Genomic DNA, 16,537 nt, shown 5'->3' with positions numbered 1-16,537 from the left:
TAAACCGTGCTGGAACGCCTCTCCTGGAAGGGATTACTGATTGAGCTACTGCTGGCATGCCTGCCAGCATTGGTTATCGGGCTGTTGGTCGGTTACTTACCGTGGTTGCTTCTGTTGTCGGTACTCGGGATGCTGGGGTGGCATTTCGTGAACATATTGCGCTTGTCCCATTGGCTTTGGGTCGATCGCACTATGACGCCGCCATCGGGTAAGGGCAGTTGGGAACCGCTATTTTATGGCCTTTATCAGATGCAACTGCGCAACCGCCGTCGGCGTCGCGAGTTGGGCAATTTGATTAAACGCTTTCGCAGTGGGGCGGAATCACTCCCTGATGCGGTGGTACTCATTACCGAAGAGGGCAATATCTTTTGGTGTAACCGTTTAGCGCAACAGCATCTTGGTCTGCGCTGGCCAGAAGATAACGGGCAAAATATCCTTAATCTTTTGCGCTACCCTGAATTTTCCCGCTATCTGCGCCAACGTGATTTTGCTCGCCCGCTAACCCTGGTGTTGAATAATCACCGTCATCTTGAATTCCGTGTGATGCCCTACAGCGAGGGGCAATGGTTGATGGTGGCGCGTGATGTCACCCAGATGCACCAGTTGGAAGGTGCTCGCCGGAACTTTTTTGCCAATGTGAGTCATGAGTTACGCACACCCTTGACCGTATTGCAGGGATATCTGGAGATGATGAATGATTCGGTACTCGAAGGGCCATCGCGTAACAAGGCGTTAAACACGATGCAGGAGCAGACGCGCCGCATGGATAGTCTGGTCAAACAGCTATTAACGCTTTCGCGCATTGAGGCGGCTCCCGCGATTGATCTGCAGGAAACCGTTGATGTGCCAATGATGCTGCGCTTACTGCAGCGCGAGGCGGAAACCTTAAGTAGCGGGCGCCATGAGATCTATTTTCATACCGATCCTCACCTGCGTGTTTACGGTAATGATGAACAGTTACGTAGCGCAATCTCGAATATGGTCTATAACGCCATAAATCATACCCCAGAGGGTACGCGGATCGATATTAGCTGGCTGCAAAATAAGCAGGGTGCGCAGTTTGCGGTCAAGGACAATGGACCGGGTATTCCATCAGAGCATATTCCTCATTTGACCGAGCGTTTTTATCGTGTCGATAAAGCGCGATCGCGTACCACGGGCGGTAGTGGATTGGGGTTGGCTATCGTGAAACATGCGTTGAGCCACCATAATGCGAGGCTGGATATTACCAGTCAGCCCGGAGTGGAAACCTGCTTTACTTTTACGCTGGCCCCCGGCCTTATTGTGAACCACAAGCTGCCGGAAAATAGCGCGCGGGCTACCAGCAGGCGCGAGGTATGAAATTATGGTTTTTGGCGGTAGCGCTGCTGCTGTCAATGCCAGCCGAGGCAAAAGAGGGAATGCTGGCGGGAAATTTATCGGGTGTCGGTTCCGATACACTGGGTAATTTGATGGCGCTTTGGGGCGAGAGTTTTAACCGCCAGTATCCGGGCGTCAATGTTCAGATTCAGGCGGCGGGATCGTCGACGGCACCGACAGCGCTTGCCGCCGGTGCGGCGCAGTTAGGTGCGATGAGTCGGCCGATGCAATTGGGTGAACGACAGCTCTTTGAACAGCGTTATGGTTACCCGCCGCTGGCGATCCCTGTGGCGATGGATGCGCTAGTCGTGGTCGTTAATCAGGACAATCCGTTAGTGGCGCTTAACGCGCAACAACTTGATGCTATTTTCTCGCTCACGCGTCAATGCGGAGCAACCACATCACCAAAAAACTGGGGAGATGTGGGGCTGCGTCAGCCCGGCTGGCAGCAGCGTAGCATTCAGCGTTTTGGTCGTAACTCAGCGTCAGGAACATGGGGTTTTTTCAAACAACAGGCACTGTGCCAGGGCGATTTCCGCAATGATGTTAGCGAATATCCGGGATCGGCTGCAGTTGTTCAGGCTGTTGTTGGTTCACTGAACGGCATTGGTTATACCAGCATTGGCTTTCATATCAGCGGTGTCAAAACGGTTCCACTGGCGCGTGATGGAGGGGAAGCGATTCTACCCACGGCGGACAATATTCGTAGCGGGAAGTACCCTTATGCACGCCCGCTCTATATCTATATCAACAAGGCACCAGGCAAGCCGTTGGAGCCTCTAACCGCCGCTTTTCTAAAGCAGGTTCTTTCACCCACCGGACAAGGTTTGGTGGGGCGTGCGGGATATTTACCGCTCTCAGCCCAACAGGCCGCTATAGCCAGAGCTCTGCTTGAATGAGTTCGCATTATCGCGAAACCGTTGACAGGCATTGTCGGTGAGGAACGAAGCGCTGTGGATGCGTCGCTAAGAAAGATAAACGCAGATGGCGTAAACTTGTGCAGACGGTAGTGTAAAAATGCGGGTTTTGTGCGAATTATGCTGCCTGAATGACCAGCTTGCCTCCGGGCTGTTCAAAAAAAATACAAATCATATGATGTGCTTTAGTTAAATATTGAAGCGATAAACTGCTTTTTAAAATTTAACTGGCATATCACTCTGCTTTTTTGATCCCGTGTTGCCTTTCTCCGCTATAAACGTTTAACTTAGCGCCGTTGTCGATATACTCTGCCATATTCCGGCTGTGGGCGGATTGACTGCATCTGTGAGCTCGTAGCTGTTTCTTCTTTTGCGACGTTCACCGGGGCCAGCCCATTCGGGATAGGTTGGGTATATATCCTCTGTAAGCAGAAGAAAAATAGTTCAAATTATCTGCATCCGGCCATTTGCTTGCACACTGCGGCTGCGAATAGCGCCAGTTATGACTGCCTTTTAACGCAGACAGAGTTGATAACCGCAAAACACGACTCCTTCACAACATCAGTAACAGATATTACGGCTTTTTTATGACACATCGTTTAGCTTCAAAAGATATTCTTGCGCTGGGTTTCATGACGTTTGCTCTGTTCGTTGGCGCAGGTAACATCATTTTTCCTCCGATGGTGGGGATTCAGTCCGGCGAACATGTCTGGATTGCAGCCCTGGGGTTTCTTATTACCGCAGTAGGTCTGCCGGTGATGACCGTGATCGCGCTGGCACGCGTTGGCGGTGGCGTGGATGCTCTGAGCTCGCCGATCGGTAAAGCAGCCGGTTTGCTGCTGGCTACCGTTTGTTATCTGGCTGTTGGCCCTTTGTTTGCCACACCACGTACAGCAACGGTCTCCTTCGAAGTGGGAATTGCACCGCTTACCGGCGATGGCGCAATGCCACTGTTTATTTACAGCCTGGTCTATTTTATTTTGGTCATCGGCATCTCGCTATATCCGGGGAAATTGCTGGATACCGTCGGGCATATTCTGGCTCCGCTGAAAATCGTTGCGCTTACGGTATTAGGCGTGGTTGCGATTATGTGGCCGGCGGGTTCGGTTACCACGGCGACGGATGTGTATCAGCACGCGGCGTTTTCTAACGGTTTCATCAATGGTTATCTGACCATGGATACCCTGGGTGCCATGGTCTTTGGGATCGTTATCGTTAATGCGGCCCGCTCGCGTGGCGTGACCGATGGTAAATTGCTGACGCGCTATACCGTGCTTGCCGGGCTGATTGCTGGTGTTGGCTTGACGCTGGTCTATCTGGCGCTGTTTAAGTTGGGTTCGGGTAGCGGTGGAATCGTTGACCAAAATGCAAACGGTGCAGCGATCTTACACGCTTACGTTCAGCAGACGTTTGGCAGCATGGGCAGTTTCTTCCTGGCTGCGCTGATCTTCGTTGCCTGTATTGTGACGGCGGTAGGATTAACCTGTGCCTGTGCCGAATTCTTTGAGCAGTACCTTCCGCTCTCTTACCGGACACTGGTGTTTATCCTTGGTCTGTTCTCCATGGTGGTATCGAATCTGGGGCTAAGCCATCTGATCCAGATCTCCATTCCGGTGCTGACGGCGATTTATCCGCCTTGCATTGTGTTGGTGGTACTGAGTTTTACCCTTAACTGGTGGAACAAGAGCAGCCGTATTATTGCGCCGACGATGCTGGTTAGCCTGGTATTTGGTTTTATTGATGCGATTAAGGCCACACACTTTAGCGCAATGTTGCCGGCCTGGAGCCAGAGCCTGCCGCTGGCAGAACAGGGACTTTCCTGGTTACCGCCTTCGCTGGCTATATTGATTCTGGTAGCGATTTGCGATCGGGTCATGGGACGTGAGCAGGTGGCGGTACAGCAGTAATATGAGTTAGTTTTCTCTTTAACTTAACCACGGGCAAGCCCGTGGTTTTTTCATTAAAGGCAGTCATAAAAGGTCGGCTATAAACCGACCTTGTATTTTTACAGGTGTGAGTGGCTATGCAAGAAACAAATAAGCTCAAAAGAGGATTGAGCACTCGCCATATCCGGTTTATGGCGTTGGGATCAGCGATTGGAACCGGGCTATTTTACGGTTCAGCAGACGCAATACGCATGGCCGGTCCAAGCGTGTTGCTGGCCTATATTATCGGCGGTGCTGTCGCATACATTATCATGCGTGCATTAGGGGAAATGTCGGTTAATAACCCGCAAGCCAGCTCATTTTCTCGTTATGCGCAAGATTATCTGGGGCCGCTGGCGGGCTATATCACCGGCTGGACATACTGCTTTGAGATCCTGATCGTTGCGATCGCTGACGTTACCGCCTTTGGTATCTATATGGGGGTCTGGTTTCCTGAGGTACCACACTGGATATGGGTCTTGAGCGTAGTACTGATCATCGGTGCAGTTAATCTGATGAGTGTGAAGGTTTTTGGTGAGGTGGAATTCTGGTTTTCTTTCTTTAAAGTCGCCACCATCATCATCATGATTATGGCCGGCTTCGGTATTATTTTCTGGGGAATTGGTAACGGTGGGCAGCCAACGGGTATCCATAATCTCTGGACCCACGGCGGTTTCTTCGCGCATGGTATTGTGGGGATGCTGCTTTCGCTGCAAATGGTGATGTTTGCTTACGGTGGAATTGAGATTATTGGGATTACGGCAGGTGAAGCAGAAGAGCCAGAAAAGTCGATTCCCCGCGCGATCAATTCGGTTCCGCTACGTATCCTGGTGTTTTACGTTGGTACGCTGTTTGTCATTATGTCGATCTATCCATGGAATCAGGTCGGTACGGCAGGTAGCCCGTTTGTGCTAACTTTTCAGCATCTTGGGATTGCCGCTGCGGCCTCTATTCTTAATTTTGTGGTGATCACCGCCTCGCTGTCAGCCATTAATAGCGATGTATTTGGTGTGGGACGCATGTTGCACGGTATGGCGGAGCAGGGACATGCGCCAAAGATCTTTATGCACGTCTCGCGCCGTGGTATTCCATGGGTCACGGTGCTGGTGATGATGCTGGCAATGCTGGCGGCGGTATATCTGAATTACCTGATGCCAGAGAAAGTGTTTCTGGTGATCGCCTCGCTGGCGACCTTTGCGACCGTTTGGGTATGGATAATGATCCTGTGCTCACAAATTGCGTTTCGGCGGACATTAACGAAAGAAGATGCGCGAGGATTGAAATTTGCGTTGCCTGGTGGCGTTTTCACCGCGACAGTGGGCGTGCTGTTTCTGGTCTTTATTATCGCGTTAATCGGCTATTTCCCTGACACGCGTGTTTCACTCTATGTAGGCATGGTATGGATCGGTATTTTGCTGGCTGGCTACGCGGTTAAAAAACGTGTGTGTCGCTGAGGCGACAGGGTCTGTTGGTGCTCACTGGTCGTTGATATGTATTATCAGGGAAAAAACATAAGGGTAAGGCCGGGCTGAGTACGGATGTGATCGACTGAAACGTATCTCTGTTATTTCGGTGATGTTATCAGCCAGGCATGCCCTGAAAAGGGCCTGCCTGGCGATGGAAAGAGCCGCGGCGCTAGGGCTGGGGCGCTACACCGATATTTCGCATGTCATGCCCGGTAGGCGTTTGATGAACGCGTAAGCCGAAGGCGGGCAGTGCAGCAAAAATGTGGTCGAAGATATCTGACTGAATGCGTTCATACTCGAGCCAAACGGTCGTGTTCGCAAAGGCATAAATCTCAATCGGCAGTCCCTCCGGGGTCGGGGCCAATTGGCGCACCATTAAGGTCATGCCTTTATGAGTACGGGGATGTGATTTCAGCCAGCTCTCCAGCCATATGCGAAAGGTTCCGATATTAGTCAGATGTCGCCCGTTCAGCGGTGTGTCGAGGTCGCAGTCCAGCAGGGCATTATATTCACCCACTTCCAGGCGCTTGCTATCGATATAAGGCGCTAACAGTTGGGCTCGTTTCAGTTCATCCATCTCTTTATTGCTCAGAAAGTGGATGCTGGTGGCATCAATATTAATGCTGCGCTTAATACGTCGTCCGCCGGATTCTGACATCGCACGCCAGTTCTTGAAAGAATCTGAAATCAGCGCATAAGTGGGGATCGTAGTAATGGTGTTGTCCCAGTTGCGTACTTTTACCGTTGTCAGGCCAATATCGACTACCGCGCCATCAGCCCCATATTTAGGCATCTCCAGCCAGTCGTTTAATTTCAGCATATTGTTGGCTGAAAGCTGGATGCCGGCGACTAAACCGAGGATCGGATCTTTAAATACCAGCATCAGTACAGCGGTCATCGCACCCAGGCCGGTGATCAGCACCAAGGGTGATTTCCCAATGAGTATTGAGACGATCATGATGCCGACAACGATCGCCGCGATCAGCTTAATGCTTTGAAAAATGCCACGCAGCGGTAATTGATCCGCCATGTTGCTGTTTGCCGACAGCGCCAACAACACATCCAGCAATGAAAACAGTACCCACAATGAAAATAGCGTCACCCATATTTGCGAAGCGATCAGTAAAATGGAATAGGTATGTTCGTTGCCGGAAAGGAACCAGGCGGACAGAATTTGCAACAAAATCCCCTGCGCCAGCAGCGCAACGCGGCTGAATAATTTATGCTGCATCAGCACTTTTGGCCATTGCCGTGTGCTGCTATCGGCCCGGTGCTGAAGAAAGGGAAGCACAAGGCGACGTAATAGCCCATGTACGATAAGTGAAATAACCACAATAAGAAGAATTACGGCGATAATAGCGGCTATTTCGGTGTAGTGAATACCCAGCTTTTCCAGCCATTTTTGTATTTGGTATTGCATTCAGCATCCTTTTGCTTTTGAAAATATCCTGGCTAACCTATTTTGCAACGTTAGACTTTTGATAAACCATATAAAATAAAAAAGCCCGCCGAAGCGAGCTTTTCCAACAAACTGACCTGGATTACAGGTTGTTTGCGTTTTCAGACAGGTACTTAGCAACGCCTTCCGGAGATGCACCCATCCCTTCTTTTCCTTTTTCCCACTGTGCAGGGCAAACTTCGCCGTGCTCTTCGTGGAACTGCAGCGCGTCAACCATACGAATCATTTCGTCGATATTACGGCCCAGTGGCAGATCGTTAACAACCTGGTGACGAACAACACCAGCTTTGTCGATCAGGAAAGAACCACGCAGCGCAACACCTGCATCTGGGTGTTCGATTCCATAAGCTTTCTGAATTTCACGCTTAACGTCAGCAACCATCGCGTATTTCACTTCGCCGATGCCGCCTTTATCAACAGGGGTTTTACGCCATGCGTTGTGAACGAACTCAGAGTCAAAAGAAACACCGACAACTTCAACGCCACGTTTCTGGAACTCTGCATAACGCTTATCAAAAGCGATCAGTTCAGAAGGGCAGACGAAGGTGAAGTCCATTGGCCAAAAGAACACAACGGTGGCTTTACCAGCGGTGTGTTTTTTAAAGTTGAAATTTTCAACAATTTCACCGTTGCCCAGTACGGCAGCTGCAGTAAAATCAGGGGCTTGACGAGTTACCAGGACCATGTTCACTCCTGTAAAGTAGTTTAGGTTAATGTGATAAGACGCGAGCAGTATAGAGGCTTAGCCTTGTCAGAAACTAGTGTGTACCGCCGATTAATCAGATAGGCTTTGCCTATTGAAAAATATGAATTATCAATTCGAACTAATACAATAACCCTTTTTGTGAAAAGGGCAAGCATCAAATCATCCTGTTGGTTCACAGCGTCTGTTGACGCGCACGTTCCATCATCCGGGGATAAAACTGCCAGAAATGTGTGGCAAACAGATGATAATGCGTGGCGAAATCCTGATATGAGTCGCTGAGCGAAGCGAGACGAGGACGCCGTGAAGCCATGCCTCGCAATACCTTTTCTAAATATTCTGCGTCAGCATAATGCTCCAGCCAGCGTTCTTTCCATAAATAACGATTAAGATTCTGAAAGCGCTCTGGTGTTATCGCTAATTGAGGTTCGATCACGGATTGTGCCTGTTGTAAAAAAGCATGCAGGGAAATGTCCGGCTGCACGCGATCCCAGTTTAATGCTAAAAAATGATCCCAAATAACATCCAGCGTAATCGGCGCAACGCGGCGGGTTGCCGCGCGAAAATACCCTCGCGCCTCGCGTACTTCAGGCAGAGAATCTGTCATCGCATCAACACGGCGATGCAGCGAAATTCCGTCAGCTACTGGCTTTGACCAGGCAACATAAGGGTTGCCGCGCACGTAATCTGCCATCAGATTACCGAGTAAGGAGCTATCAGCCAATGAGGCTAAGTGAAGGTGGGCTAAGAAGTTCATGGCAATCAGTATATACCCTTCCTCCTTGACGTTGTAGCCGTGTTAGCGGCGTTCACTCACCCGAATCACTGACAGGTGTCAGCTTATCGGGATTCCTTCTCTTGCTGCCTTGCTACAACGCCAATGACGGTGGGTGAGCCTTCATCCCTGGAGGCCGCCGCATCTTGGATCATCGTGGATTTTTGGTAATAAACTCAGCCCGTTGTTTAGAATTGATGGCTTTTCAGCTAAACTATGCCGCCTGTTTCGGACCTGAAGATGTTAACCATGCGCGTTGCCGATTTTTCTTTTGTCTTACCTGAGTCTTTGATTGCCCATTATCCGCAGCCCCAGCGCAGCGGATGCCGGTTGCTCTCTCTTGATGGGCCGAGCGGCGCGCTGACGCATGGCATCTTTACCGACTTGCTGGACAAGCTTAATCCCGGCGATTTACTGGTCTTTAATAACACGCGCGTTATTCCGGCGCGTATCTTTGGGCGGAAAGCGAGCGGCGGTAAAATCGAAGTGCTGGTTGAACGCATGCTTGATGATAAGCGGGTGTTGGCGCATGTGCGGTCCTCAAAATCACCTAAGCCCGGCGCAGAGTTGCTGCTTGGTGAGGATGAGAACGTCAGAGCAACAATGGTTGCACGTCATGACACACTGTTTGAAATCGTCTTTGATGATACGCGTGCCGTGCTGGATATCCTGAATGCTATCGGGCATATGCCATTGCCGCCTTATATCGATCGTCCTGATGAAGATGCGGATCGTGAACTGTATCAAACTGTTTATAGCCAGCGTCCGGGCGCAGTCGCGGCACCCACCGCCGGGTTGCATTTTGATGAACCGCTATTGGCGGCGCTGCGTGAAAAAGGCATTGAAATGGCGTTTGTGACGCTGCACGTTGGCGCCGGGACTTTTCAGCCCGTTCGCGTCGATAGCATTGAAGACCACATTATGCATGCCGAGTATGCCGAAGTGCCGCAGGACGTGGTTGATGCGGTACTGGCTTGTAAATCACGCGGTAATCGAGTCATCGCCGTCGGGACGACTTCTGTACGCTCATTGGAGAGTGCTGCTCAGGCAGCAAAAGAGGCATTGATTGCCCCTTTCTTTGACGACACTAAAATTTTTATTTATCCGGGCTATCGCTACCAGGTGATTGATGCACTTGTTACCAATTTTCACCTGCCGGAATCCACATTAATTATGTTGGTTTCCGCCTTTGCCGGCTATCGCCATACCATGTATGCATACCAGCAGGCGGTTGCCGAACAATATCGTTTCTTTAGTTACGGCGATGCGATGTTTATTAGCCATAACCCGCAGGCACTGGTAGAGGTCGTCGGTAACTAATTATTTGCCGATAGCGGGCATTCCCTGCGTCGGTCATTTTAATCTGAATACATCAGACTGTTTCTCTGGTGGAGGTAATGTGAAATTTGAACTTGATACGACGGATGGCCGTGCGCGTCGTGGCCGTCTGGTTTTTGAGCGTGGCGTGGTTGAAACGCCCGCATTTATGCCCGTTGGCACCTACGGTACGGTAAAGGGCATGACGCCGGAAGAAGTGCAGGATACCGGTGCGCAGATTATTCTTGGAAATACCTTTCACCTCTGGTTGCGTCCAGGCCAGGAGATCATGAAGTTGCACGGCGACCTGCATGATTTTATGCAGTGGAAGGGCCCCATCCTGACCGATTCCGGCGGCTTCCAGGTGTTCAGCCTCGGTGATATCCGTAAGATCACCGAGGCGGGTGTACACTTTCGCAATCCGATCAACGGCGATCCGATTTTCCTTGATCCGGAAAAATCGATGGAGATTCAGTACGATCTCGGTTCTGATATCGTGATGATCTTTGACGAATGTACTCCTTATCCTGCCGACTGGGATTATGCCAAACGTTCGATGGAGATGTCGCTACGCTGGGCGCAGCGTAGTCGCGATCGTTTTGATTCACTCGGCAATAAGAATGCATTGTTCGGGATTATCCAGGGCAGCGTTTACGAAGATTTACGTGATGTCTCCGTCAAAGGACTGGTAGAGATTGGCTTTGATGGGTACGCTGTGGGCGGTTTAGCGGTCGGCGAGCCAAAAGAGGATATGCACCGTATCCTTGAGCATGTTTGCCCGCAAATTCCGGAGGATAAACCTCGCTATTTGATGGGCGTCGGCAAGCCTGAAGATTTGGTTGAAGGTGTCCGTCGCGGTATCGATATGTTCGACTGCGTCATGCCCACCCGCAACGCGCGTAATGGTCACCTGTTCGTCACTGACGGCGTGGTGAAAATCCGCAATGCGAAGCATAAAGATGACACGTCTCCGCTGGATGCCGAGTGTGATTGCTACACCTGTCGCAATTACAGCCGCGCCTACTTGCATCATCTTGATCGTTGTAACGAAATACTGGGTGCGCGTCTGAATACCATTCATAACCTGCGCTATTACCAACGCCTGATGGCAGGTTTACGGCAGGCTATTGAAGAGGGTAAATTAGAGCGCTTCGTTACCGAGTTCTATCAACGGACGGGGAAGGCAGTTCCGCCTTTAGCCGTCTGATAATTAAACTATGAGGGAAATTTAATGAGCTTTTTCATTTCTGACGCAGTGGCTGCAGCAGGCGCACCGTCGCAGGGAAGTCCTTATTCTCTGGTTATCATGCTGGTGGTGTTTGGTCTGATTTTTTATTTTATGATCCTGCGCCCACAGCAGAAACGTGCGAAAGATCACAAGAAGCTGATGGATTCCATTGCCAAAGGTGATGAAGTGCTGACAACTGGCGGTCTGGTAGGTCGTGTGACCAAAGTGGCTGAGACGGGTTATGTCGCTATTGCGCTAAACGATACGACGGAAGTTGTGGTCAAACGTGATTTCGTGGCTGCCGTTCTGCCGAAAGGTACGATGAAGGCGCTTTAATTTTAGTTTTTCCCTAAGGGAACTGCCGTGTTAAACCGTTATCCTTTGTGGAAGTACATCATGTTGATCGTCGTGATTCTCGTCGGTCTGTTGTACGCACTTCCCAACCTGTATGGAGAGGATCCGGCTGTTCAAATCACTGGTGCGCGCGGTGGCGCCGCCAGTGAGCAAACGCTGGTTCAGATCCAATCTGCATTAAAAGAAAAAAATATTCAGAGCAAGTCAGTTGCGCTGGAGAACGGTGCTATTTTGGCGCGTTTCTCTAATACGGACGTGCAGTTGCGCGCCCGTGAAGCGATTATGAAGGTACTTGGCGAGAATTACGTCGTTGCGCTTAATCTGGCACCTGCGACACCGATGTGGTTGAACATGCTGGCAGCTGAGCCGATGAAACTCGGTCTTGACCTGCGCGGCGGCGTTCACTTCCTGATGGAAGTGGATATGGATACCGCATTAGGCAAATTGCAAGAGCAAAATACAGATGGCCTGCGTAGCGATCTGCGTGAAAAGAATATCCCTTACACCAACGTGCGTAAGCTGGATAACTACGGTGTGGAAATCCGTTTCCGTGATGCACAAACCCGTGATGATGCCGTAAGCTATTTAACCAGCCGCCATCGCGATTTAGTGATCGCCAACGGCAGCGGCAATGCACTGCGTGCGGTGATGAGTGACGATCGCCTGCGCGAAGCCCGCGAATATGCGGTGCAGCAGAACATCAATATTCTGCGTAATCGCGTTAACCAGCTCGGTGTTGCTGAACCGCTGGTGCAGCGTCAGGGATCTGACCGTATCGTTGTTGAGCTACCGGGGATTCAGGACACTGCACGTGCAAAAGAGATTCTCGGCGCGACCGCGACGCTGGAGTTCCGTCTGGTTAACACGAGTGCGGATGCTACGGCTGCGGCAAATGGCCGTGTACCGGGTGACTCTGAAGTCAAGCAAATGCGTGAAGGACAGCCTGTTGTGCTGTATAAGCGTGTGATTCTGACGGGCGACCACATTACCGATTCCACCTCCAGCACTGATGAATATAACCAACCGCAGGTGAATATTTCACTCGATGGTGCGGGCGGGAATATGATGTCCAATTTTACCCGGGACAATATCGGAAAACCAATGGCAACGCTGTTTGTTGAATACAAAGACAGCGGTAAGAAAGATGCCACGGGCCGCGCTATTCTTGAGAAGCAGGAAGAGGTAATTAACGTTGCCAATATCCAGTCACGCTTAGGAAACAGTTTTCGAATTACCGGTATCAATAACCCGAACGAAGCGCGCCAGTTATCACTGCTGCTGCGTGCGGGGGCTTTGATCGCGCCGATTCAGATAGTGGAAGAGCGTACCATCGGTCCTACGATGGGACAGCAAAATATCACGCAAGGTCTTGAAGCCTGCCTGTGGGGGCTTATCGCCTCTATTGTATTTATGGTGGTGTACTATCGTAAGTTTGGCGTGATAGCGACTTCTGCACTGATTGCCAACCTGGTGCTGATTGTCGGCATTATGTCGCTGTTGCCAGGGGCTACGCTGACTATGCCGGGTATTGCCGGTATTGTTCTGACGCTGGCGGTGGCCGTTGACGCCAACGTATTGATTAACGAGCGTATCAAAGAAGAGCTGAAGAATGGACGTTCCATTCAGCAGGCGATTCATGAAGGCTACAAAGGTGCATTCTCCAGTATTGTGGATGCCAACATTACTACGCTGATCACGGCTATCATTCTTTACGCTGTGGGTACCGGTTCGATTAAAGGCTTTGCGATTACCACAGCGATTGGTGTGGTGACCTCAATGTTTACGGCGATCGTCGGTACGCGTGCCATCGTCAACCTGTTGTATGGCGGCAAACGCATCAACAAGCTGTCTATTTGAGGAGTGCGTTGTGGCACAGGAATATAGCGTTGAACAACTAAACTACGGGCGTAAAGTTCATGACTTTATGCGCTGGGATAAAGTGGCCTTTACCCTGTCTGGCCTGTTACTGATCGCTTCGGTGATTGTGATGGGCGTACGCGGGTTTAACTGGGGTCTCGATTTCACCGGCGGTACGGTAATTGAAATTACTCTGGAGAAACCCGCCGAGCTCGATACGTTACGTAGCTCGCTGGAAAAAGCCGGTTTTGTCGAGCCGCAGGTGCAGAACTTTGGCAGCAGCCGCGACGTGATGGTACGTATGTCACCGAGCGAAGGGAATGCGGGTCAGGAACTGGGCAATAAAGTGGTTTCGGTCATTAATCAGGCGACCGAACAAACGGCAACGGTGAAGCGTATTGAGTTTGTTGGGCCTAGCGTGGGTAGCGATTTAGCCCAGGCGGGCGGTATGGCGTTGTTAGTCGCGCTAATTGCCATCCTGATTTATGTCGCGTTTCGCTTTGAGTGGCGTCTGGCGCTGGGGGCCGTGCTGGCACTGGCGCATGATGTCGTAATCACCATGGGGATCCTCTCGCTGTTTCAAATTGAGATTGATCTCACCATTATCGCATCATTGATGTCCGTGATTGGCTATTCGTTGAATGACAGCATCGTGGTATCGGACCGTATTCGTGAGAACTTCCGCAAGATCCGTCGCGGTACGCCTTACGATATCGTCAACGTCTCACTGACGCAGACGCTGAGCCGTACTATCATGACATCGGCGACGACGCTGGTGGTGGTATTGATGCTGTTCATTTTCGGCGGTGCGCTGCTGGAGGGCTTCTCACTAACGATGCTGATCGGTGTCTCTATCGGTACTATTTCTTCTATCTACGTCGCCTCTGCGCTGGCGTTGAAACTGGGCATGAAGCGTGAGCATATGATCCAGCAGAAAGTAGAAAAAGAGGGCGCGGATCAGCCGTCGATCCTTCCATAAAAGCTAACGGGTTTTTATGCTGAAAAGCCACGCAGATGCGTGGCTTTTTTATTTTTCGATGATGTTTTCCCGGTAAGAGAAAATACAATTTGCAGGGGCGCGTGCAATGAGCCTATTCACATGAAGGCATATTTTTACCAGCCCTTTAAATTGTTACGATGATACGAGCTTCTCAAAACCGCGCTTCAGACTGAACCGGATAGTTGACCATCGGGTGCGGCATACTATATTCAACATTGCATCAATGCGCTCGCCATGCCACCTGTAATCACCTCTATCTGCGACGCAAAAGCCGCTCTTGTGTTGAAAACGCTTATGGCTGGGGCGTTAATGGTTTGACAGATGTAGTGCGGATGGAATCTGTTTTACGTCCCTCTGTTCTGCAGAAGAATCATTCGTGTTCGAATAACCAACACTGAAGGAGACTTGCGTATGGCATATGAAGGAAGCTGTCACTGCGGAGCCGTCGCTTTCCAGGTGAGTGGGGAAACGCCCACGGAGGCGATCGGCTGCAACTGTTCCCACTGTCGGCGAAAGGGCTTTCTGCTGTCCTTTGTGCCTGCTGAGCGTTTTTCCCTTACGGAAGGTGAGGACTCGCTGACTGAGTATTACTTCAATAAACACAATATTGCGCACCATTTTTGCTCAATATGTGGATGCCAACCGTTTGGGCGTGGCAAGGGACCGGGAGGCGAGGAAATTGTCGCCATTAATTTAAGGTGCGTACCGTCGATCGATATTGATAGCCTGATTGTTCAACAACTGGATGGTGCAAGTTCTTGATTGCTTTCTCGTCTCTTGTCGACTTCGCCAGACAATGGTTGCTTTAGGTCGAACGGGCATCCGGCCTTATTCGAGACATTACCCCTCGTTCAGGAGGGCTGGGGTGTCATGTGTTTTACAGGGGCCGTAAGGAAGCAGAATGATAACCCGTGTCGTATATATTTCACGCCCCTGGTAATCCTTACCCGAGGCGTGAAGCTGTCCCCTTTATTGAGCTGACGGCTTCGCGACGGCCATCAGGTCATGCACGCGTACAAAACCCAGTTGGTCGGGTGCAATACCACTCAGACGTAATGGGACAGTCGCTTCCGTTTTAGCAAGAAGAGAAGAGGGAACTTCAATGGTTTGCGATTGACTATCAACGGTCAGCGGCTTACCGGTGGTTGGATCCAGCTCACCCCATTCAACTTTTGCCGTAAAGGCGGGTAGCATGCGTTCGCCGTTGGCACGGATATGTAATATGGCCCGCGTGCCGTTCGCTTCGGCTTCCACATAATTTAGCGATAAGCGCAGATCACCGATATCGCTTTGCAAAACGACGCCGGTATTCGCCCTTGGGAGAAGCCATGCTCCGCGTGCTGAATTTGCATTCAACTGGCCCTGTTGTTCCAGCGCGGAGGCCTGCGTCACCAGCTTACGCATTTGTTGATTGAGTTTGCTGACTTCATTGTGCAGCTCATTTACTTTGGTTTGCTGTGGCGGTGATGCACAGCCTGCCAGCAAAATGATTGCGGCCAGCATACTTAAGGGTAACCTGTATTTAACCATCTCTCTTCTTCCGCTCCCTGCAAGCCAATGTTTACTGCGGGATACGCAACGTTTGTCCTGGATAGATCTTATCCGGATGACTGAGCATTGGTTTATTTGCTTCAAAAATTTTATTGTACTGGTTAGCATCACCGTACATCTCTTTAGCAATTTTACTCAGGTTATCGCCTGACTTGACCTGATAAAAGCGTGCCTCGGGTTCGCTTTGTGCTACAGATACCTTGTCTTCCACTTGGGTAATTCCTGCCACGTTACCAGCAGCGATCAGGATCTTCTCTTTAAGTTCCTGCGAGACGGCATCACCGCTGATGATGGCTTTTCCATCAACGACTTTTACTTCCACTTTCTCGCTGCCGGGTAGACCCAACGTGTTGATGTGTTCCTGCAACTTTTGGCTCTGGTCGTCGCCGCCTGTTACCTTATCCCACAGTTTTTCACCTGCATCTTTTACGAAGTCAAACAGTCCCATATAACCTCCAGTCATTCCATAATGTGAACACTACCCGTCATATTTCAGGCCGCAGATTTTGTTGGCGATACTCCATCTGGCGACATCAGTCAGCCCCGGGAGTATGAGCCAGTGGTGCATACCATTAACCTGCACACGTACTGTTCAGGTTAATCCTGAATATGCCATCGATCTGCAA

General features: G+C 50.6%; 15 protein-coding genes. 10 read left to right on the top strand and 5 right to left on the bottom strand.

Annotation, left to right across the window (positions count from 1 at the left end):
• Window positions 1-6: 6 nt before the first annotated feature.
• The 4 genes from phoR (at window position 7) to proY (ending at window position 5,655) form a co-directional block, all read left to right on the top strand.
• The gene (gene phoR / locus J1C60_RS13535) at window positions 7-1,341 is read left to right on the top strand and encodes a phosphate regulon sensor histidine kinase PhoR (RefSeq protein WP_128179275.1); all 1,335 of its coding nucleotides are present in this window, start codon (window positions 7-9) and stop codon (window positions 1,339-1,341) included.
• On the top strand, window positions 1,338-2,258 hold the full coding sequence (locus J1C60_RS13530; protein ID WP_128179276.1) for a PstS family phosphate ABC transporter substrate-binding protein: 921 nt from the start codon (window positions 1,338-1,340) through the stop codon (window positions 2,256-2,258). The genes phoR and J1C60_RS13530 overlap by 4 nt, the downstream gene beginning before the upstream one ends.
• Before the next feature lie 605 nt (window positions 2,259-2,863).
• Complete coding sequence (gene brnQ, locus J1C60_RS13525; protein ID WP_128179277.1) at window positions 2,864-4,183, top strand: branched-chain amino acid transporter carrier protein BrnQ; 1,320 nt, start codon at window positions 2,864-2,866, stop codon at window positions 4,181-4,183.
• 116 nt (window positions 4,184-4,299) lie between these two features.
• Window positions 4,300-5,655 carry a proline-specific permease ProY gene (gene proY, locus J1C60_RS13520; RefSeq protein ID WP_128179278.1) on the top strand — a complete coding sequence of 452 codons (1,356 nt, stop codon included), beginning with the start codon at window positions 4,300-4,302 and terminating at the stop codon, window positions 5,653-5,655.
• A 181-nt stretch (window positions 5,656-5,836) separates the two neighbouring features.
• On the opposite strand, the gene J1C60_RS13515 is transcribed toward proY, so the two are convergent.
• From J1C60_RS13515 to J1C60_RS13505, 3 genes are all read right to left on the bottom strand, one after another.
• Window positions 5,837-7,087 (bottom strand): mechanosensitive ion channel family protein, encoded by a 1,251-nt coding sequence (locus tag J1C60_RS13515; RefSeq protein WP_128179279.1) that lies wholly within the window; start codon window positions 7,085-7,087, stop codon window positions 5,837-5,839.
• A 121-nt stretch (window positions 7,088-7,208) separates the two neighbouring features.
• The gene (locus J1C60_RS13510) at window positions 7,209-7,811 is read right to left on the bottom strand and encodes a peroxiredoxin C (RefSeq protein WP_128179280.1); all 603 of its coding nucleotides are present in this window, start codon (window positions 7,809-7,811) and stop codon (window positions 7,209-7,211) included.
• A gap of 193 nt (window positions 7,812-8,004) precedes the next feature.
• A complete protein-coding gene (locus J1C60_RS13505; protein WP_128179281.1) occupies window positions 8,005-8,586 on the bottom strand; it encodes an acyl carrier protein phosphodiesterase in 582 nt (193 codons plus the stop codon).
• 267 nt (window positions 8,587-8,853) lie between these two features.
• On the opposite strand from J1C60_RS13505, the gene queA reads away from it, so the two are divergent.
• From queA to J1C60_RS13475, 6 genes are all read left to right on the top strand, one after another.
• Window positions 8,854-9,924 carry a tRNA preQ1(34) S-adenosylmethionine ribosyltransferase-isomerase QueA gene (gene queA, locus J1C60_RS13500; RefSeq protein WP_128179436.1) on the top strand — a complete coding sequence of 357 codons (1,071 nt, stop codon included), beginning with the start codon at window positions 8,854-8,856 and terminating at the stop codon, window positions 9,922-9,924.
• A 79-nt stretch (window positions 9,925-10,003) separates the two neighbouring features.
• Window positions 10,004-11,128 (top strand): tRNA guanosine(34) transglycosylase Tgt, encoded by a 1,125-nt coding sequence (gene tgt / locus J1C60_RS13495; RefSeq protein WP_128179282.1) that lies wholly within the window; start codon window positions 10,004-10,006, stop codon window positions 11,126-11,128.
• A 24-nt stretch (window positions 11,129-11,152) separates the two neighbouring features.
• Window positions 11,153-11,485: a preprotein translocase subunit YajC gene (gene yajC / locus J1C60_RS13490; RefSeq protein WP_128179283.1), complete on the top strand. Its 333-nt coding sequence runs from the start codon at window positions 11,153-11,155 to the stop codon at window positions 11,483-11,485.
• A 27-nt stretch (window positions 11,486-11,512) separates the two neighbouring features.
• Window positions 11,513-13,360: a protein translocase subunit SecD gene (secD, locus tag J1C60_RS13485; RefSeq protein WP_128179284.1), complete on the top strand. Its 1,848-nt coding sequence runs from the start codon at window positions 11,513-11,515 to the stop codon at window positions 13,358-13,360.
• Window positions 13,361-13,370: 10 nt separating this feature from the next.
• Window positions 13,371-14,339 carry a protein translocase subunit SecF gene (gene secF, locus J1C60_RS13480; RefSeq protein ID WP_128179285.1) on the top strand — a complete coding sequence of 323 codons (969 nt, stop codon included), beginning with the start codon at window positions 13,371-13,373 and terminating at the stop codon, window positions 14,337-14,339.
• A gap of 432 nt (window positions 14,340-14,771) precedes the next feature.
• Window positions 14,772-15,122 carry a GFA family protein gene (locus tag J1C60_RS13475; protein ID WP_128179286.1) on the top strand — a complete coding sequence of 117 codons (351 nt, stop codon included), beginning with the start codon at window positions 14,772-14,774 and terminating at the stop codon, window positions 15,120-15,122.
• A gap of 207 nt (window positions 15,123-15,329) precedes the next feature.
• On the opposite strand, the gene J1C60_RS13470 is transcribed toward J1C60_RS13475, so the two are convergent.
• Together J1C60_RS13470 and lysM are read right to left on the bottom strand one after the other, a co-directional pair.
• Window positions 15,330-15,890 carry a SadB/YajI family lipoprotein gene (locus J1C60_RS13470; protein WP_128179287.1) on the bottom strand — a complete coding sequence of 187 codons (561 nt, stop codon included), beginning with the start codon at window positions 15,888-15,890 and terminating at the stop codon, window positions 15,330-15,332.
• Between the two features lie 31 nt (window positions 15,891-15,921).
• Window positions 15,922-16,359, bottom strand: coding sequence for a peptidoglycan-binding protein LysM (lysM, locus tag J1C60_RS13465; RefSeq protein WP_128179288.1), 438 nt, complete (start codon window positions 16,357-16,359; stop codon window positions 15,922-15,924).
• Between the last annotated feature and the right edge of the window lie 178 nt (window positions 16,360-16,537).

The sequence above is a fragment of the [Pantoea] beijingensis genome (genome assembly GCF_022647505.1).
Lineage (GTDB): Bacteria > Pseudomonadota > Gammaproteobacteria > Enterobacterales > Enterobacteriaceae > Erwinia > Erwinia beijingensis.
Note: the sequence above shows the minus strand (reverse complement) of the source record. Positions and strands in the feature narration are given on the sequence as shown.